The organism is Hydrocarboniphaga effusa AP103, assembly GCF_000271305.1.
GTDB classification, from domain to species: domain Bacteria; phylum Pseudomonadota; class Gammaproteobacteria; order Nevskiales; family Nevskiaceae; genus Hydrocarboniphaga; species Hydrocarboniphaga effusa.
In genome coordinates this window covers 569,412-587,114 of the sequence record NZ_AKGD01000002.1, presented here as the reverse complement: position 1 = coordinate 587,114, position 17,703 = coordinate 569,412, and the positions used below count along the sequence as shown (strand labels likewise).

General features: G+C 66.4%; 9 protein-coding genes, 1 tRNA gene and 1 pseudogene. 3 read left to right on the top strand and 8 right to left on the bottom strand.

Annotated elements, in window-relative coordinates; translation table 11 throughout:
• The first annotated feature begins 9 nt into the window (after positions 1-9).
• On the top strand, positions 10-4,089 hold the full coding sequence (locus WQQ_RS14005; protein WP_007185867.1) for a beta strand repeat-containing protein: 4,080 nt from the start codon (positions 10-12) through the stop codon (positions 4,087-4,089).
• Between the two features lie 566 nt (positions 4,090-4,655).
• On the opposite strand, the gene WQQ_RS14000 is transcribed toward WQQ_RS14005, so the two are convergent.
• Complete coding sequence (locus WQQ_RS14000) at positions 4,656-6,536, bottom strand: ATP-binding response regulator (protein WP_083844561.1); 1,881 nt, start codon at positions 6,534-6,536, stop codon at positions 4,656-4,658.
• A complete protein-coding gene (locus tag WQQ_RS13995; protein ID WP_040454162.1) occupies positions 6,533-7,585 on the bottom strand; it encodes an ABC transporter substrate-binding protein in 1,053 nt (350 codons plus the stop codon). The genes WQQ_RS14000 and WQQ_RS13995 overlap by 4 nt, the downstream gene beginning before the upstream one ends.
• Positions 7,586-7,789: 204 nt before the next feature.
• Between WQQ_RS13995 and WQQ_RS23095 the strand changes: the two genes are divergently transcribed.
• Positions 7,790-8,353 carry an OmpA family protein gene (locus WQQ_RS23095; protein ID WP_007185864.1) on the top strand — a complete coding sequence of 188 codons (564 nt, stop codon included), beginning with the start codon at positions 7,790-7,792 and terminating at the stop codon, positions 8,351-8,353.
• A 37-nt stretch (positions 8,354-8,390) separates the two neighbouring features.
• Entirely contained in the window at positions 8,391-8,780 is a 390-nt protein-coding gene (locus tag WQQ_RS13985) for a DUF4280 domain-containing protein (RefSeq protein ID WP_007185863.1), read from the top strand.
• 419 nt (positions 8,781-9,199) lie between these two features.
• Here the strand turns inward: WQQ_RS13985 and WQQ_RS13980 are convergent.
• The 6 genes and pseudogenes from WQQ_RS13980 to tssG form a co-directional block, all read right to left on the bottom strand.
• Positions 9,200-9,289, bottom strand: a tRNA-Ser gene (locus WQQ_RS13980).
• A 58-nt stretch (positions 9,290-9,347) separates the two neighbouring features.
• On the bottom strand, positions 9,348-11,744 hold the full coding sequence (locus WQQ_RS13975) for a hypothetical protein (RefSeq protein ID WP_007185862.1): 2,397 nt from the start codon (positions 11,742-11,744) through the stop codon (positions 9,348-9,350).
• 29 nt (positions 11,745-11,773) lie between these two features.
• Complete coding sequence (locus WQQ_RS13970; RefSeq protein ID WP_007185861.1) at positions 11,774-12,421, bottom strand: PGRP and LysM peptidoglycan-binding domain-containing protein; 648 nt, start codon at positions 12,419-12,421, stop codon at positions 11,774-11,776.
• Entirely contained in the window at positions 12,421-14,718 is a 2,298-nt protein-coding gene (gene tssI / locus WQQ_RS24930) for a type VI secretion system tip protein TssI/VgrG (protein ID WP_083844560.1), read from the bottom strand. Before tssI ends, WQQ_RS13970 begins: the two co-directional genes overlap by 1 nt.
• A 112-nt stretch (positions 14,719-14,830) precedes the next feature.
• Positions 14,831-16,507 (bottom strand): annotated as a pseudogene (locus WQQ_RS24925) (Clp protease N-terminal domain-containing protein); the annotation flags it as partial.
• Positions 16,504-17,598, bottom strand: a complete 1,095-nt coding sequence (gene tssG / locus WQQ_RS13955; protein WP_007185858.1) for a type VI secretion system baseplate subunit TssG — start codon at positions 17,596-17,598, stop codon at positions 16,504-16,506. The gene tssG and the pseudogene WQQ_RS24925, both read right to left, overlap by 4 nt.
• Positions 17,599-17,703: the final 105 nt, after the last annotated feature.

The following is a 17,703-nucleotide window of genomic DNA, read 5'->3' as shown; positions in this document are numbered from 1 at the left end:
TCTGAATCCATGTCCGCACGAAATCACGCTCAGCGCCCGATCGTCCGCCGTCCGTACTCGCATGGCGTCTTCACGCCGCGTCGCACCGCGATCGCAACGGCGATCGCGATGTTCGCCTCGCCTGCCCTGCATGCCGACCCGCTGCCCAACGGCGGCACCGTGGTCAGTGGCGGCGCGACGATCAACCAGGCCGGCAACGCGATGACCATCAACCAGTCGACGCGTGGCGCGATCATCGACTGGGCCGGCTTCTCGATCGACGCCGGCTACAGCGTCGACTTCATCCAGGCGCTCGGCGCCAATTCGGTCACGCTCAATCGCGTGCTCGCGGGGGGCGATCCATCGACGATTTCCGGCAGCCTCACCGCCAACGGACGGGTCTTCCTGGTCAACACCGCGGGCGTGCTGTTCGCACCGGGGTCCAGCGTCAACGTCGGCGGACTGGTCGCGTCCACGCTCGACATCAGCAATGCCGATTTCAACGCCGGCGTCGACAGCGGAAGCTTCCGTTTCGTCGCGGTCGATGACGAGAGCACGCGCGAGGTGACCAATCGCGGCAACATCGTCGTCAACGGCGGCGGCACCGCTGCGTTGATCGGCAGCGCCTCCAACGAGGGCAGCATCACCGCCGACCGCGGCACCATCGCCATGGGTGGCGCGCGCAACGTCACGCTCGATTTCGAAGGCGACGGACTCACGCAGCTCAGCGTCGATGGCGCCTTCCTGTTCACCACCGCCACGGTCTCAAACTCCGGTTCGTTGCAGGCCGACGGCGGACAGGTGGTCATGCGCGCGATCGGGCAGACCGACTACTTCGAGCAGGTCGTCAACCAGAGCGGCCTGGTGCGCGCGCGTTCGCTCGAAAGCCGCGAGGGACGCATCATCCTGTCGGGCGGCGACGAAGGCGGTGTCGACGTGCACGGACGGCTCGACGCTTCGGCTGGAGCGGCCGGCGTCGCGGGCGGCAGCATCAGCATCGAAGGCAACGTGATTCATGTTGCGCGCACGCCGATCTCGGTCGCATTGCCGCCGGTTCCGACGATCGACGTCTCCGGCAACGGCGCGGCCAACGGCACGCTGACGATCGACTCGCGCCAGAGCGTGGTCGTCACTTCGGCCGCGACCAACAACGTCGAGTACGGCGACGGCAACTCCTATGTGCTCGACGGCTCGCTCAACACGGCGCTCGACAGCGCGAGCCGCATCGACATCATCAGCCGCGAAGGCCAGATCAACATCGATCAGGATGTGGCGCTCCGGCGCACGGTCGACGGCGATGCGGTGAGCCTGAACTTCGATGCGGCGCGCGCGTTCTTCGGCGGCATCAACAACGACGGCGATCCGTCTGCCTGGTCGCTCGTCGCCGATCGCGGCGCCATCGACCTGAGCGTCAACGCGCAGTCGTCGGTGCTGATCAACGAGGCGCAGATCGTCACCAACGGCGGCAACATCCGCCTGACGAGCGTCGACAGCAACAGCGAGGCGCTCGACATCGTCACGAGCGCGCTCGATACGCGCGTCGGCCAGAGCGATGCGAACGCCAGCGGCGACATCATCCTGAGCGGGCAAGGCGCCGACGCCGGCACGCGCATCGCCGGCAGCGATCTGCTCGTCTCGAGCGGCGAGATTCGCATCGGCGGGCGGGTCAATGATCTCGCGACCGCCGACACCCCGCCCGGCGTCGCCATCGGCTACGACGGCGAAGGCAGAACGAGCCGCATCCATGCTGTCGATGGCAACATCACGATCACCGGCGTCGGCGGCAACGACGGCTACGGCGTTTCGCTCGAGGACAGCCAGGTCGTCAGCGAGAACGGACGGGTCGACATCGCCGGCAACAGCCAGACGCTCGGCGTCTACATGCTTGGCAAGGGACAGCAGACGCTGGTCATCGGTGGCGGTGGCGTGGTGCTGCGCGGAACTTCCGGAGCCGACGGCGTCGGCATCACGACGGAAGCCGACGTGGTGTTGCAGAGCGATACCGCCATCGCTCTGCTCGCCGATAGCGGCAGCTCGTTCGAGTTCGCTCCGGAAACCACGATCCGCTCGGCCTCGACGATCAACCTGCGCCCCGGCGGGGTCGACTCGGATGGCGATCGCTACGACGCCACCGGGCGGAACATCACGATCAATGGCGATGGCGGCTTCACGATCGACAACGCCCTGCTCGCCCTGCTCGATGCGCCGAACATCGTGATCGGATCGAATGCGCACGCCGGCTCGATCACGGTCGCGGACGACGTCGAGCTCAATCGCAATCTCACGCTGCAGAACACCACCGGCGGCATCGGCCTCGACGCGAGCGTCGATCTCGGCGACAACGTGCTGGCGCTCGCGAGCGCGGGCGACATCGTGCAGACCGCCGGCGGTATCACCGCGCATTCGCTGCTCGCGATCTCGACCAATGGCTCGGTGCGACTCGATAGTGCAACCAACCAGATCCAGCCGAACACGCTCGCCGGATCGGCCGCGGGCGACTTCGTCTACGTCAACGCGAACTCGGTCGGTATCGGCTCGGTCAACGCGAACGGCTTCAACGCCGGCAGCAACACGCCGAGCGCATTGACGGCCGGCGGCATCAGCGCGGGCGGTAACGTCTTCGTGCAGAACCTGCTCGGCAACCTGATCCTGAACGGCGACGTCAGCGGCACGCAGATCGATCTCGTCAGCGCCGGCATCTTCGACAACGCGGCTGGAGCGAGCGTCAACCCGACCGCTGCGGCGCGCATCTGGGCGGCCAACTTCACCGGCGAGAATCGCGGTGGGCTCGCCGGCAGCAATCTCTACAACTGCGCCTACGGCAGCTGCGGCGCGAGCTCGGCCACCAGCGGAGTCAGCTACATCTATGCGTATCAGCCGACGCTCACGATCGTCATCGGCAACGCGACGCGCGAATACGGGCTGGCCAATCCGGTCTTCACGTACAGCATCGGCGGTCTCGTCAACGGAGACACCGAAGCCAGCGCGCTGAGCGGAGGCCCGACCACCGCCGCGACGATCGCGAGCAACGTCGGCAACTATTCGATCATCAGCGGCTTCGCATCGAGCCAGGGTTACGCGCTCGCGGTGAGCCCGGGCGTTCTGGCCATCATCCCGGCCACGCTGACCTACGTCGCCGATCCGTACTCGCGCGAATACGGACTGGCGAACCCGGTGTTCACGGGTGGCGTCACGGGCTTTCGCAACGGCGATACGCTGGCGAGTGCCACCACCGGCGCGCTCGCGTTCACGAGCCCGGCCGGAGCCGGCGCGAATGTCGGCAGCTACGCGATCAACGGCGGCGGCCTGTCGGCCGGCAACTACGTGTTCGCGCAGGCCGCGGGCAACGCGAGCGCGCTGGCGATCACGCCGGCCCTGCTGACCTACGTCGCCAATGCGGTGAGCCGCGAATACGGGCTCGACAATCCGCTGCTCGGCGGCACCGTCACCGGCCTTCGCAACGGCGACACGCTGGCGTCCGCGACCACGGGCAGCTTGAGCTGGACCACCGGCGCGACGGCCGCATCCAACGTCGGCAACTACGCGATCAACGGCAGCGGGCTGTCGGCCGGCAACTACACGTTCACGCAGGCCGCGGGCAACGCAACCGCGCTCACCGTCGTGCAGGCCACGCTGACTTACGTCGCCAACGAGGCCGCGAGCTTCGTCGGCGGGCCGGTTCCGACGCTATCGGGAACGGTGGTCGGCTTCCGCAACGGCGATACGCTCGGCACGGCGACGACCGGAGAGCTCAGCTTCACCACTCAAGCGGGCTCGTCCTCGGGACCGGGCGCCTATGCGATCACGGGCTCCGGCCTCGATTCGCAGAACTATCGCCTGGTGCAATCGGCTGCGAACTTCACGAGCTACCGAGTCGCGCCGGTGGTGGTGCTGCCTGCGGTCGCCGAAGTCATCGACCTGCCCGAAACCGATCTGTACGGCAACAACCTGAGCGTGGTCACCGCGATCTGCGCGAGTTCGCTCGGCGACGCGGTGAGCGTCGGCGGCGCCGATTCGCTGGCCCAGGACTGGTCGCTGCTGCGCGTGAAGCCCAACCTGAGCTCCTGCGTCGATACGCAGAAGAAGAACAGCTGCTCCGCGGGCTTCTGACGAAAAAGGCAGCCAACGCCCCGAACGAGCCGACTCGTTCGGGGCGTTGCGCATTCGCGGCAGCGATCGGCGCCCGGACACCCCGAGCTCGGCTCCGGCGGTCGAGGTGCCGGCATCGAGCCGCTCGGTCATCTCCCAATCGACCTGCACGATATCGTGGCCTTGATCGACGACGAGCCGTCGACGATCCACGGATCCGTGCTCCTGATGTCATCCGCTGCCCAACCCGCGACAAGCGCAATGGATCCGCAGCCCAGCTCCAGCCGTCAAGGCCCGTCGGAGCCAGGCGCCCATCGGAGCGCCTCGGGCACGCGGCGCGCGATCGAACGTGCACGCTGCGCCGGGGGACGGCCACGCGCAGGGCCGGTGGGGGCCGTCACCGCGTTCCGGGGCGTCCAGCTCGAGCACCTGTGCCTGGCACCGAGGGGCTCGCCCGGCGACCGGTCATGACGGGTGTCGGATCCCTGCCCGGCGCCTCCGAGCGGAGCACCCGGTGAGACGAATGCAGGCGTGCAGGACGCGCGCGTGGCGAATGCCGCTGTTCGCGAATCCCTTCCGGCTCTCCCTCAGGCCGCCAGCGTTCCGCCGGACGGGGAGATGCCGACGGGCCCGAGCGCGGCGCGCAGCTTGGCCGGAGTGACCGGCTTGGTCAGCAGCACCACGCCGTTCTCGCGGGCGCGGCGCAGCGTGGCGGCGGAGGTGTCGCCGGAAACCAGCAGCAGCCGCGTTCGGGCATCGATGCGTCGGGCCGCCTCGATCACGCGCCAGCCATCGTCGACCTCGCTGAGCTGCAGATCGCAGAGCAGGTAATCGAACTCGGAGCCCTGCGAGACCAGTGCTTCGACAGCCTCGTCGACCGTGCTGGCTGCCACGGTCGTCAGCCCCCATTGCTCGATCAGGCCGATGGTGCCGTCGCGAATCGCACGATCGTCGTCGACGACCAGCGCCCTGCCCTGCGCCCTGGCCGTCGGCATGGCGGGCGCTGCCGCCACAACCGGCGCCGGACGTTCGGCCGCCGGCAGATCGAAGTAGAAGCAGCTGCCCTTGCCGACCGCGGATTCGAGCCCGATGCGAATATCGAGCAGCCGCGCCGCGCGCGCGCAGATCGCGAGCCCAAGGCCCAGGCCCTTGCGACGATCGCGCTCCGGATTGTCGAGCTGGAAGAACTCTTCGAATACACGCTCGTGATACATCGAGGCGATGCCGATGCCGTTGTCGCGCACCTGCACGCGCACCTTGTCGCCATGGCGTTGCGCCGATACCAGCACCGCGCCGCCGGCCGCGTAACGCAGGGCGTTCTCGACGAAGTTGCTCAGGATGCGTGCAGACAAGGCCGGGTCGACGTCGACGTGCAGATCGCGACGGCGGAACAGCAGGCGTGTTTCGCGCTCGATCGCGAGCGAGCTCAGCGTGGCCTCGGCGTCGTCGAACAGCTTGCCGATCGAGACCACGCTGCGCTGCGGCTCGACCACGCCCGCATCGAGCCGCGAAATATCGAGCAAAGCCGTCAGCAGGCCGGACATACCGCTGAGGCCCTCGTCGATGCGTTCGACGAGGGCGAGCTGATCGCGGCCTGCGGTCTCGCGCAGCTTGCCTACGAACAGGCCGACGGCGTGCAAGGGCTGGCGCAGGTCATGGCTCGCCGCCGCGAGGAAGCGGGCCTTCGCCGCATTGGCCTGCTCGGCCTGGCTCAGCCGCTGTTGAGCCTGCAGCTGCGCCTCGCGAACCCGCGCCTCGAGTTCGCTGTGGTGTCCGGCCAGGGCTGCGGCCATGTCGTCGATGCCGGCCGAAAGCCGGCCGAGTTCGTCGTCGCTGTCGAGCCGGCTGCGGGCGTTCAAATCCCCCGCACGGATCGCGGCGACGGTCACGCCGAGCTGCCTGAGCGGAGCGGCGATGCCGCGCGCGAGCAGCGTCGCGCCCCACATCGCGGCAATCAAGGTGGCCAGGCCGATCAGCAGGCCGGTGATCGCGGATCGCAGTTCCTGCCGGTAAAGCCCACTCGAATCGATCACCACACGCACGTTGCCGACCGCGCCGGCCCCGCCGTCGTCATCGTCGACGGACCAGTCGTCGAACGAGCCGGTCGGGCGTATCCGCACGGCCGCCGAGAAACCGCGCGTCTGTGCGGGCACCGGGCCATTGCGATGCGCGGTGACGAGCAGGCCCGCGCCATTGCTGATCTGCACGCTCTGCACGCCGGGCTCGCGGATCGCATCCTGGCTGACGCGGCGCAGGGCGCCGATATCACCCGCATACAGGCTCAGATCGCTGTACGACGCCAGGCGTTTCGCGGTCGCCCCGCCATTGGCGGTGAAGCCGTCTTCGAGCGTGCGGATCTTGTCGATCGTGAAATACGAGGTCAGCAGCATGGTGGCGACGACGCAAGGCATCACCGCGAGCAACATGACGCGCCGCTGCAGGTCTAGCGAGCTGAGCGAGAATCTCATGGCGCTGCGGACAACCGGCGTTGGAGCGCGTCCTGATCGGAAACCGGCAACGCGAGCGCCTGCGCGACGGTGGAGTTGACGCCGACGCTGAAGCGGCGCGGCATCGCGATGGCAGGGGGCTTGCCGCCACGCTGCAGCAGCGTAATCGAATCGGCCGCCTCTTCGACGAACTGCTCGCGCGTGGTGTAGACACCGAGCACGGCACCGGCGCGCACCAGCGCCTCGGTCGAGGACACCACCGGCTTGCGCGCCGCGGCGGCCGAGCGCAGCACGCTCTGTGCGACACCCGGAGCGAGGGAGATCGGATCGGACAGCAGCAGCAGCACGTCGCTTGCCGCGAGCACGCTCGCGAGCGCGCCCGAAAGATCGGCCGCGGTATCGCTACGCTTGGCGACGACCGTCAGGCCAAGCTGCCTGGCGGCCGCGCTGACCGCCGAATACTGAGCCTCCGCATCGGGCGGATAGACCAGGCCGATGCGATGCGGCTTCGGAATCGCGAGCTCGATGAGCTGCAGCTGCCGCTGCATGGGCTGGTCGGTCACGATCGCATAGAGCTCGGTGTCGGCGGTGCGAACCGATTCCACGTCCGCCGTGTTCACGAGTACCGCGACCACCGTTTTTTTCTGCGGGGATCGCATGACCGCATGCAGCGCCTCGGCGCCGACCGCAACGATGATGGGTCGCTTGCCGGAACGTTGCTTCAAGGCCTGCGTCTCGTCGAGCACGGGATTCGGCAGCGTGCCACTGCCGAGGCTGCGGGTACGCGGCGGAAGCTCGAAGGCGGCATCGTCGTCATCGGCCCGTGCGAGCTCGACACCTGCACCTGTGGGCGAGTAATCCGAGGCCAGCACCGACCGCAATTTTCCGTCGGCGCCCAGGCGACGGCCGAGCGCTTCGACGAACTCGTCGCTCGCCGTGACGCCGGCGTCGCGAACGAAAGTCAGTTCGCCGAGGTCGCCTGCATCCGCGCGAGGCGACAGCGAAATCCAGAACAGCACGGCGGCGCACGAACGCAGGGCGGCCAGCACGAATCGACGTTGATATGGCATGCGCACACGCTAGAAGACTCCGCGGTCCGGCGCGATAAGCAATAGGGCGTAGTCGGGCCGCAAAAGCCCTGCGCAGCTGGCCTATATCGTCCTGCATATCGAAAACCGCAAGGCCCGCTCGCACACTGAGCGCCACGATCAGCGCCGCGTGCGCCTCACATCACGTTCTCTTCGGATCCATCATCGGTTGCAACAGGAGCTGTCATGTTCGAGATCAACACTCATCGCACTCTCGCCGCCTTGCTGGCCTGCACCGTGGTGCTGGTTCCCGCGCATGCGCAGACCGATTTCGGCAAGTCTTCGCCGTCGGTGCAGGACATCGTCAACGGCCTCAAGGACGACGATGCGATCGAGGGCGTGCGCACGCGATCGCTGCGTCCGGGCGCTGCCGCCGAAGCCACCAGCGCGGCCGTCGCCGAACCGTCGGCGCCGCCGTCGATCTCGATGCAGATCCAGTTCGACTACGCTTCCGACCAGATCTCGGGGCAGTCGAAGAAAACCATGAACAATCTCGCGGCCGCACTGGCCTCGAGCGATCTTTCGAGCCAGCGCTTCACGATCGTCGGCCACACCGATGGCCGCGGCACCGCCGAATACAACCTCGGCCTGTCGCAGCGCCGCGCCGCTTCCGTGAAGGCCTATCTGGTCAGCAACGGCGTCGCGCCGGAGCGTCTCAAGACCGTCGGCAAGGGCTTTTCCGAACTCGCGAACAAGGACAACCCGGCCTCCGCCGAGAACCGCCGCGTCGAGATCATCGCGGGCTCCTGATCCGGCCCTTTTCGGGACTCAAAAGCGGAGGACCGTCATGCCCATGCAAGTCGTCAACGGCGCCAAGCTGCAATGCAGTTTCGGCACCGCTCCGAGCAGCCTGACGGTGCTGCCCCTGGCCATGACCTTGTCGTCGAATCAGCCGGCGGCAACGATCATGGATCACAAGCCGATGCTCAACGTCATGCCGTTCGGCATGTGCACCACGCCAACCAATCCACAGGTCGCCGCAGCGACTGCGGCCGCGCTCGGCGTGCTGACACCGCAGCCTTGCATCCCGATGACGACTTCGCCGTGGATGCCGGGATCGATGACGGTGCTGGTCGGGCATAACCCGGCGCTCAACAACACGTCGGTTTGCATGTGCATGTGGGCGGGGGTGGTTTCGGTGATGGAGGCGGGGCAGGCGACGCATCAGATTCCCTAGGCTTTGTGTTTTTTGCGTTGCGGGTGCGCTTGCTTGAAGCGCTGAGTTCTAAGCTTCAGCTGTGAGCTGAGGGCTTTTGACCTCGCCGGTCGGGCCTTACTTCTCTTTGCTTGTGCATCGATCCGTAACCAAGAGAAAGCACACCCTGGTGACGCACTTTCGCTGCGCGAAAGTCCCCTGCGCTGCTCACGTGCTCGGGGCAACGCTTCGACGCAACATCCTGTCGCGACGAAGCGCGGCGGGCATCCATGCCCGCCGACCCCTGCGCGCGCTCCGCTGCTCGGTGCGTCACAAGGGAACCCGGTAAAAGCAAAGCCCAGCGGCTCCTTGCTGTCCCCTCTCCCGCGTGCGGGAGAGGGTGGCGCGTCAGCGCCGGGTGAGGGAACGCTCTTCGGTAGAGTGTCCAATCCAAACGGTGTTGGCGGAGAGGGTGGGATTCGAACCCACGGTACGTTTGCACGTACGCCTGATTTCGAGTCAGGTACATTCGACCACTCTGCCACCTCTCCCCCCGGCCGGGAAGGCCAAAACCCTCAGAACACAACAAACCCCGAGCGAAGCCCCAACTCAAAACATCGACCCCAAATCCGACAACGACGGCATCGCCGGCGCACCCGCCCCCGCCGGCGCCTTCGCCGGCCCCGTGCGCTCCGCCAAGATCACATCCTCCGCCAACGCCGTCTCGAATCCCGCCGTCCTGATCTGCGTGTACGTCACGGCCTGCGCCTGCCCCTTGTCTTCGCGCGAAGCCGACAGCACGCCGCTGCCTTTCGGCGCTTCCGGGGCCGCTGCATCGGCAGCGTCGTCTTCGCCCTTGGCCGCATCGATCAGATCGTTCGGCGTGCTGCCGATGGCGTTGCCGAGGTCGGTCGCCTGCCCACTCTTTTCGCGCCCGAGCTGCTCGGCATCACTGAGGCTGCTGACCGTCGAATCCATATTGCCGAGGTCCGCGGCCTTGTTCTGGATGTCGGTCTGCTTGGCGTCGATCGCATCGTCGACGCGCTGGCCCGCCGCCGCCATTTCGTTGCCGGTGTCGCGCACGTCGTTCTTGGTCTGCTGCACGGTCTGCGCAACCGAGGTGACGCGGCCGATGCCGTCCTTGACCGGGTTCCAGGCCATGCCGGCGAACTTGTCGCCCATGCCGAAGGCGTCCATGACGAGGTTGAACACCGGGAACAGCAGGTTGCGCATCACCGTCGCGGCGAGCATCGGCAGGCGGCCCAGATAGGTTTCCATCGTCGAGGCATTGCGCAGGTTCGCATCCATCCAGGCCGCGACGAGCTCGTCACTGAGATCCTTGGCGACGAAGATGATGATGCCGTCGAGATGATGCCCCTGGCTCTTGAGGAACTGCATGACCAGGTCGGCCGCCTTGTCGGCCGCCTGGTCCAGGCTCGGGACGACGCTCTTGGCGTTGTCGAGCGCCGAGCCGAAGTCGAGTTTGCTGGCGTCGTTGACGGCCGATTTCGCCGACTTCTGCTGATCGCCCGCATCGACGGCCTGCGGATCGCGGCCGAGAATCAAACTGAAGATCAGGCCGACGATGCGGCTCGCGAGCGCATCGTGCGTCGCGGCGAGCACGAGCGACGGGTCCGGCGTGCCGTAGGCGTGCGTGTAGCGATACACCTTGTCGAGCACCGCGATGGTAGCTTCGCTAAGCTTGCCGACGTAGACCTTCATGAAGCCTGGCAATGCACCATCGAACAGGGCCTTGCCGATCGCATCGGACATCATGTCGCCGAGGGGCTTGACGCCTTTCGCCGCATCGCCACCGAACAGCGCGAACGCCTTGGCGAGTGCCGCCACCGCTTCGGGCGGCATCCTGGCCTGCACGTCTTCGGCGGTGCTCATGAGGCCCGCGAGCATCTGCGCCTTGTCTTCGCCGCTCGTGCGAATGTCCTTGATCGCGTTCTGCGCGTCGCCGAGCGCCTTGTGCGCAGCCTTGCCGGGGCCGGTGTCGGTCGCGCCGTAGCCCGTCGAGCCGAGCGTGACGACGTCCTGGTCGAGCGTGTCCTTGCCGGTTTGCAACAGCTTTTCGGCGACGCTCGGATCATCCGCGTTCTGCGCCGCTTCGGTCGCCTCGCGGTTGCGCTGGCGCCAGACGTCGTAGCTCGGCAACCAGCTGCCGCGGATCGCGTCGAGCGAGTAGTCGTGGCTAAGCTTCATGAGCGGCCATTCGTAGGCGATGCGCGACTCGCGATACATGGCCAGATAGACGTCCTGCAGCTTGAACAGCCACTTCGGAATCAGGCCGACGATCTTCGGCACGCCGGCGCCGCCGAGCACCGAGTCGAGCCCCGGAATCGACGGCAGTCCGCCGCCTCCGGCGCCTTCGGGAGACGTGGCGCTCTTGCACAGTTCGTTATGCGAATCGGCGGCCTTGGCCAGCTCGATTCCGGCCTTGTGAATCGCCTCGTAATCGAAGCTCGCCTGGTTGATCGGGTCGGCCGCCTTGCGGATCAGGTCGAGCACGGAGTCGAAGGCTTCGGGCCCCGGCGGCGCCTGCTTGGCGCCGCCGAGCAGGGAGCCCGCGGTCGCCAGCATCGCACCGGCCGCACTCTTGCTGTCCTTGTTCTTCTGCAATACCTTCCTGCCGCCCTGTGCGAACGAATACAGCAGCACGGTCTCGCGCACGAGCGCATCGCGCATCGCCACGCCGCGGCTCGTCACACCGCCGGAGAACCGGGTCGCCGCATCCTTGTGCTCGTAAGCCAGATGCAGGAACTGGATCGTGCCGGGACTGCCGATGGTGTTCTGCGTGTCGCCCGGCGAGGCCTGCACATCGCTGGCCTGCGCATCCTGGTCGATCGCGCCGCCTTCCATGAAACGCGCGGTGCCTTCGGGCGCCGGCGGCCCGGAGCTGCCCGTGAGGCTGCCGGTGATCGCATCGATGGCCTTGCCGAGCGGCCCGCCGGTCACCTTGTCGGTGACGCCTTTTACCGCGTTGCCGGCTTCACCGAGCATCGCCGTTCTCCCGCTGTGATGCGCGCGTCTCAGCCATGACGTTCATCGAGCCTGGCGCGCGTCGCATCGTCGATCTCGCCGCTTTCATCGAGCCCTTCCTTGCGCTGGAACGCGAGCAGCGCCTTGCGCGTCGCATCGCCCACTTCACCGCGATCGCCCTTGCATTCGTATCCGAGATTGCTCAGCCGATGCTGCACGCCGGTGATTTCGGAGATCGGATCGAGCCCGCCGACATCGATGTTGTAGGTCTCGGTCGCATTGTTGAGCATGAGCTTGGCGACCTTCACATCACCCTGGATGATCTCGTCGATGCGACCGAGATCGTCGGTCTTGCCATGCACGATGATGTCGCCGAAAGCGAGCGTGTAGTCTTCGTTCTTGCGCACCTCGCCGAGGCTTTCGAGCTTGAGCTTGAGCCGCGCGGGCTCGCCCTTGATCTTGAACTTGTGCGTCGCATCGACCGGCTTGCTGACACCCTTGCTGCCCTTGGGCGGCAGGAACAGCTCGTCGCCTTCGACGAGCTGGTTGGGGTTCGCCCGCTTGCTCTTGAGCTCGGCGTTGTTGCCGTGGTTCCAGATCGTGCTCCACAGATAGCCGTGCTGCTTGGCGATGCTGGTGATGCTGTCGCCACGACCGACGGTGTAGGTTTTTCCTTCTGGCTGTCCGTCTCCGCTCATCAGGCTTCCTCCCAGGCGTCGTCGTCGTAATCGGGGAAATGGATTTCGCAGTTGCCCGGATCGATGTTGCTGACCTTGTAGAGGCCCTTTTCGTTGGTGCTGCCCGATGCCACGGTTTCGCCATCGGGCAGCGTGATCTTCACCGCCGCACCGGGCACCGGCTTGCCGGCCTCGTCGACGAGCAGCACTTCGATGCTGTGCGTCTTGTCCTTGTTCTCGTCGGAATTCGGATCGTGCGCATGGGCATCGTTGGGTGGCGCCTTGCCGCGCTCGGCTTCGAGCGGCGACATCGCCATCTCCGCGCCGGGCTTGGCCGTGAGCGCGGCCGCGGCCGCGGCCGCCGCGTTCGGCGAGACCAGCGATCCCGCACTGCCGGAACCCGGCCCGCCGCCACTGTTGATGTACACCATCGGCCCGCTCACGTAGACGCCGCCGGCCTGGATGTTGATGAAGCTGCCGCCGACCTTGAGCGTGATGCCGGCGCCGGCTTCGATGACCACGTTGGCGCCTGCGTTGACGTACCAGTTTCCCGAGGCGGCCTCGCTGTGGTTGACGCAGGATTCGGCGATGTCGCCGCCCACCTTGAGCGACTGCGATCCACCGATCTTGATCGCCTGCAGGCCGCCGACGGTCAGATGGTGATCGCCACCGGATTCGGCGATGTGATTGCCCTTCACGAAGGCGTTGTGGTTGCCGCCGGTTTCGTCGGCTCGCTCGCCCTTGACCACGAGGTTGTGATTCTTCTCGGTCCAGTCGCGGCGGTCGTTGCCGACGCGCAGATCCAGGTCCTTCTGCGCGTTGATGAACAGCTGCTCATCGCCCTTCTTGTCCTCGAAGCGCAGCTCGTTGAAGCCACCGCCACCCTTGCTGGAGTTGGTCTTGATCGTCGACTTGGTGGCCTCGGCCGGCAGCTCGTACGGCGGCATGTTGTCGCCGTTGTAGAGACAGCCCGTGACGAGCGGGCGATCCGGATCGCCCTCCAGAAACTGCACGATCACTTCCATGCCCACGCGCGGCAGGAAGAAGGCACCGTACTGCCGCCCCGCCCACATCTGCGCCACGCGCAGCCAGCACGAGCTCTTGTCGTCCGCCCCGGCCGCTCTGTCCCAGTGGAATTTCACCTTCACGCGGCCGTACTTGTCGGTGAAGATTTCCTCGTTCGGCGGGCCGACGACGATGGCCGTGTGCGGACCTTCGACACGCGCGCGCCTTCGCTTGGGCACCGGTCGATACTGCACGCGGCTCGGCATCACCGAAAAGCGGTTGCGATAGAACGATTCGCCGCCGCCCCGACCGAGGTTGTTGCGTCCTTCGTGTTGCACTTCGAGCACCAGCATGGCTTCGTTGAGCGCATCGTCCGGATGGCCTTCGAGCTCGAACGAGTAGCCCGGTGTGAGCAGGCGCACATTGCCTTCGCCGTCGAGAATTTCGTGCTCGGCTTCCTCGCTCTCCATAAGCAGGCGCGCCACTTCCTCGCCCTGCTCGTTGTCGGAAAAGCCGCCCGGATACAGATAGCGCTCGTAGTTCGCGTTATCTCCGCTGCGGATCAGCGTATCGACCGACACTTCGACCGGGCTGCGCGGCTTCTCGAAATTGTAGTCGCGCATGATCACGCGACCCGAGCGCAAGGCCTGACGCCGCTTGATGCGACTGATCACGTCGGCTTCTGCGAGGCCTTCCTCGTGAAATTCGATGCGATCCTGTTCGAGCTCCGGAATGTTGTCGCGGTTGTCGGTGAAGACCAGCAGCTCGCGTTCGGCCTCGTGCTGGAAGAAGTAATAGATGCCCGCGCGTTCGAGGATGCGCTCGATGAAATCGAGCGTGGTCTCGTGGTACTGCACGCAGTACTCGATCGGCTCGTAGCTTCCCGACAGATGGAATTCGTAGTCGCTGATCTGGAACAGCTGCAACAGCTCCTCGACGATGTCGCGAACCGTCTTGTTCTGGAAGATGCGCGAGCCTTCGTCGCGTGCGAGGAAGGCCAGCAGCGGCACGATCTCGCAGGCGTACTCGGTGTAGATGTCATCCTCGCCCTCGACCTTCATCTCGCCGAGCCGCTCGAAGCGCGAGATGAAGCCGGTCCAGTGCCGGTCGCCATCCGCGGTTTCGATGCGCAGGGTCACGCGCTGGCTGATGAGCTTGTCGGCCTCGATCGCATCGTCGTGCGACACCAGGCCGAGCTCGAACTTGAACACGCCCGACACGCGCTCCACGCCGCGAAATTCGCGGATGACGAGATCGTTGTCCGCGAGCGGCGTGGTGAACTCGAACAGGCGTTGGTCTTGGGTGTAGGGCATCAGGGTTTCTCGCAAGCGTCCGCTTGTCCCCTCTCCCGCTTGCGGGAGAGGGTGGTCCGTAGGACCGGGAGAGGGGCAGCCCGAAAACGGCGCGCCTGTACTCGGGCCGGCAGCCCGAAATCACCTGCGCTACCGTCGCGCCATCGACGAGCGCCTGCACCATCGGCTCCTGGCCTTGCAGCTGCTTGATCCGGGCACGCGTCGCGTTGAGCGCCTCGGCCGCGGCCTTGCGTTCCGGCGCATCGGCAGCCAAGGCATCGAGCGCATCGAGCTGCTGGATCGCGGCGTTGACGAGTTCCTTCTCCTGGTTCCAGCGCGCTTCGAGTGTGGCGATGTGCTCGTTCACCTGCGCGCTTTCCGCGTCGATTTCGCCGAGACGCTTGGCATGATCGGCACCGGCTCCGGCTTCACGCGCGAGCGATTCGCGCTCTGCCGCGAGCGCATCGCGACGGCGACGCGAGTCTTCGAGTTCGGCCGGCGTCGCGTTCTGGCCGATCGCGATCTTGGCGCAGGCGGTATCGAGCACGCTGACGGCCTTGTCGGGCAGCTGGCGGCCCGTGATGTAGCGCGATGACAGCTTCACCGCATCGACCACGGCCTCGTCGAGGATGCGCACCTTGTGATGCTTGGCCATCGCCTTGACGACGCCGCGCAACATGATGATGGCGCGCGCATCGTCGGGCTCTTCGACCTTGACGACCTGGAAGCGTCGCGTGAGCGCCGGGTCTTTCTCGAAATACTTCTTGTATTCGCTCCACGTGGTCGCCGCGATCGTGCGCATTTCGCCGCGCGCGAGCGCCGGCTTGAGCAGGTTCGCCGCATCGTTCTGCCCGGCCGCGCCGCCCGCGCCGATCAGCGTGTGCGCCTCGTCGATGAACATGATGATGGGCTTGACGCTCTTCTTCACTTCGTCGATCACGCCGCGCAGGCGATTCTCGAACTCGCCTTTCACGCTCGCGCCGGCCTGCAGCAGGCCGAGGTCGAGCGACAGCAGCTCGACGCCCTTGAGCACGGGCGGCACGTCGTCGGCGACGATGCGCGCTGCCAGGCCTTCGACGACGGCGGTCTTGCCGACGCCGGCTTCGCCCGTGAGGATCGGATTGTTCTGCCGGCGACGCGTGAGCACGTCGACCATCAGGCGGATTTCACTGTCGCGGCCGAGTACCGGATCGAGCTTGCCCTCGCGCGCACGCTGCGTGAGATTGGTGCAGTACTGATCGAGGTTCGGCGTCGCGCTGGGCTTGCCGGGCGAAGCCGTATCGGCGCCGCTCGCGCTCGGCGTCGAAGCCGCATCCGACATCGGCCGCGCGTCGCGCGATTCGCTGCTGGCCTCGACGATGGCGTGGAAATTCTTGCGCAGGGTTTCGACGTTGACGGCGCTCAGCGACTTGAAGCCGCTCACGAGCCGGCGCAGCTCTTCGTCGGCCAGCAGGGCCACGAGCAGATGCCCGCTGCGCACGCGCGATTCGCCGAACTCCACGCTCGCGTAGATCCAGGCGCGTTCGAACAACTGCGGAATCTGCGGTGACAGCGCCGGCGTGCGCGTGTTGCCGGACTTGAAGCCGTCGAGCGCCCTGCCGAGTTCGCGTTCGAACACGGAGGGCTCCACGTCGAACTGGCGCAGGATGCGGCGCAGGTCGGAGTTTTCGGTCTCGACGAGCTTGAGCAGCAGGTGCTCGATCTCGACATCGTAGTGTCCGCGCGAGAGGCAAAGCCCGGCGGCACCTTCCATGGCGGTGCGCGTCGCGGCGTTGAGCCGGCCGACGAGCGAGCGGATGTTGACGGTCATGATGCGGTCCTCGTTGCGGTCGCTGGAGAGTTGCTTGCACTGCCGTGCACCGAATCGAGCACGGAGAAATGGAATTCGCAGTCGTCGGCCGGCTTGCCGCGCCGATCGCCCGCGAGCCAGGTGTTCCAGCCGAGCCGTGCGCGACGCTGCGGATTCGAGCCGAGCATCAGCGGCTGCCATTGCGCATCGGCAAGCCGCAGCTTGAAATGCAGGTCGACCGCGATGCCGCTCATGAAGCGCGCGAGCTCGGTGGCGCGCGCGAGCTTGCTGCCGCCGGGCAGCAGTTCGTCGTAGGCCTGCGCGCTGAGTGGACCGACGCGCAGTCGCAGCGTGGTCTGGCGATCCCAGTAGCGATGGCCGAGCGCGCAGGCCGTGCCGAGTGCGGACGACGCCTGGCCCAGACGCGCACGATCGCCCTGCGGAATTGCCTGCCAGGTTCCGAAGCAGCCATCGACTTCGACACGTGCGCCGATGAAATCGCCGAGCACCTGCGAAACCGAACCCATGCCGTGCGGGCGCTGCGAGATGAGACCCGAGTAATAACCGAGCGCCTGCGTCGGCAACGCTTCGAGCGCCGCGTTCTGCATGCGCTTCGGCGTAGTCGGATTGAGGCTGGTCGTGCCCATGCCGACAAGATGGAACACGTAGCGCAGGATGCCGTTGCCGTGCCCGAACTCCAGCCCGATGTCGGCCCGGTACTTGGCCCAGGCGCGCCAGAACAGGCTCAGCAGCCGCGTGTTGAAGATGTCGAGGAAATCGCGCATCACCGCGTCGTTGCGCTGGCGACGCTCGATGAGCCATTCGGTATAGGCGCGCGGCAGCACGCCGCTCGGGCCGGTCAGCCCGAAGAAGTTGACCTGCATGGTCGGCGTGTCTTCTTCGGCTTCCGGAGCCTGCAGGTCGTGGATTTCACTCGCCGGAAATGCGAGCGAAGGCGGCACCGAGAAACGCAACGGCCCCACGTCGGTCGATGCGGATCGCGAGCCGAAATTCCTGGCGCGATACAGCAGGCGCACGGCCTGGAAGAAGCCGAAGCGCTGCGGCTCGGCCTGCAGGCGTTGCAGCGGGGATTGAAACTGGTCGGGGTTCATTCAAGCGACCCTTGCTGTCCCCTCTCCCGCGTGCGGGTGAGGGTGGCGCGACAGCGCCGGGTGAGGGAGCAAACTTCGAACGAGGCCCACTGGCCGACGTGCGCT

Coding starts and splice junctions, on each gene's coding strand:
- WQQ_RS23095 (WP_007185864.1), top strand. CDS start 7,790: ATGTTCGAGATCAACACTCATCGCACTCTCGCCGCCTTGCTGGCCTGC.
- WQQ_RS13970 (WP_007185861.1), bottom strand. CDS start 12,421: ATGAGCGGAGACGGACAGCCAGAAGGAAAAACCTACACCGTCGGTCGT.
- WQQ_RS14000 (WP_083844561.1), bottom strand. CDS start 6,536: ATGAGATTCTCGCTCAGCTCGCTAGACCTGCAGCGGCGCGTCATGTTG.
- WQQ_RS13985 (WP_007185863.1), top strand. CDS start 8,391: ATGCCCATGCAAGTCGTCAACGGCGCCAAGCTGCAATGCAGTTTCGGC.
- WQQ_RS13995 (WP_040454162.1), bottom strand. CDS start 7,585: ATGCCATATCAACGTCGATTCGTGCTGGCCGCCCTGCGTTCGTGCGCC.
- WQQ_RS13975 (WP_007185862.1), bottom strand. CDS start 11,744: ATGCTCGGTGAAGCCGGCAACGCGGTAAAAGGCGTCACCGACAAGGTG.
- tssI (WP_083844560.1), bottom strand. CDS start 14,718: ATGCCCTACACCCAAGACCAACGCCTGTTCGAGTTCACCACGCCGCTC.
- tssG (WP_007185858.1), bottom strand. CDS start 17,598: ATGAACCCCGACCAGTTTCAATCCCCGCTGCAACGCCTGCAGGCCGAG.
- WQQ_RS14005 (WP_007185867.1), top strand. CDS start 10: ATGTCCGCACGAAATCACGCTCAGCGCCCGATCGTCCGCCGTCCGTAC.